This window comes from Uliginosibacterium sp. sgz301328, assembly GCF_041807905.1.
GTDB lineage: Bacteria > Pseudomonadota > Gammaproteobacteria > Burkholderiales > Rhodocyclaceae > JBGVSA01.
Genome location: NZ_JBGVSA010000066.1, coordinates 1 through 1,366 on the forward strand (window position 1 = coordinate 1; position 1,366 = coordinate 1,366).

The window sequence follows — 1,366 nt, forward strand, 5'->3', positions numbered from 1 at the left end:
CTCACGCGGTTGTCGATGCTGCTGACCGTGCCCGAGAGCGTTTCGATGGCCTGGTTGGTCGCGTACAACTGCGAGCCGTTGACCGCATCGGTGCTGTCTGCGCTCACACGCCCGGCCGCCACGTTGGTAATGGTGCGCTCAGTGCCCGCATCGCCCACGCTCACCGTGCCTGCGGCCGTGCCGCCGGCGTAGGTGTAGCTGGTGCCCCCCACCGTGCCGCCAGTGGTACTCACCGCATCGGCCGTCTTGCTGTTGGCCCCCAGTGCCACGGAGTTGGCGCTCGCCGCCTGCGCGTTGTTGCCGATCGCCACGGCGTTGTCAGCGCTCGCCACCGCCTGCGGGCCGACGGCCACGCTGTTGGTGCCCGACGCCACCGAGTCCGCCAAGGTGGAGTTGGCATGGAAGTACTTGATGCCGCCACCGTTGTTGATGTTGGTGATGTCGCCTTCGAGGGTCGTCACGCGCCCGTCGATGTTGGTGATCGCGTCCGCCACCGTGGTGTAGGTGTCGCCACCGTTGATCACGAAGCTCGGGTTGGTGATCGTGCCGTCGTTGTTGATCGTGGTGCCGCCACCGATGACGTCCGCGATGCCCTTCAACTGGCTCACGTTCACCGCGTCGGTGTCCTGCGTGCCGGCTGCCACATTGACGATCTGGCGCTCGTGGCCTGCGCTACCCACCGAGACGGTGTTGGCGCGGTCTGCCACCGAGTTCGCCCCGATCGCCGCCGAGTTGGTGCCGGCCACGACCTGCGCGTCGTCCGTGCCGTCGTTCAGACCATCGGCCTTGAAGTAACGGACGGTGTCGCCGAACTTGTTCTCGACGTTGTTGTAGATGCTGGTCGAGATCGTGCTGTTCGGGTCGGTGAGCTGACCCACATTCACCGCGTCATGCGCATCCACGCCGTCAGCGACGTTCTTGATCTGCGTGCCATCGGTGCCGGCCAGCGTGATCGTGTCGTGGTTGACCGTGCCGTCCGCGTTGCGGTCGTAGACCACTGCGCCATCCAGCACACCATTGATGTTGGTGATGTCGCCTTCGATCGTCGACACACGTCCGTCGATGCTGGTCACCTGCGTGCCCAGATCGTTGAGCGCAACGTTGGTGGCATACAGCTGGCTGCCGTTGATGGCGTCCGTGCTGTCAGCACTCACCTGGCCGGCGGCCACGTTGGTGAGGGTGCGCTCGGCCCCGGCCGCGCCCACGCTCACCGTGCTGGTGGCGTGGGTGCCCGCGAAGGTGTAGTCGACCCCGTTGAGGGTCGCGCCGGTGGTGTTGACCACGGCGGCCGTCACCGAATCGCTGCCCAGCGCCACGTCGCCTTCATTGACGCTCGCCGCACGCGCCCCGATCGCCACGCTCTCGC

At 66.5% G+C, this 1,366-nt stretch carries 1 protein-coding gene; it reads right to left on the reverse strand.

Going from position 1 to position 1,366, the window contains the following annotated elements; genetic code table 11:
• A partial coding sequence (locus ACDA63_RS20090) for a YadA family autotransporter adhesin (RefSeq protein WP_373665082.1) occupies positions 1-1,366 on the reverse strand: 1,366 nt, incomplete at both ends.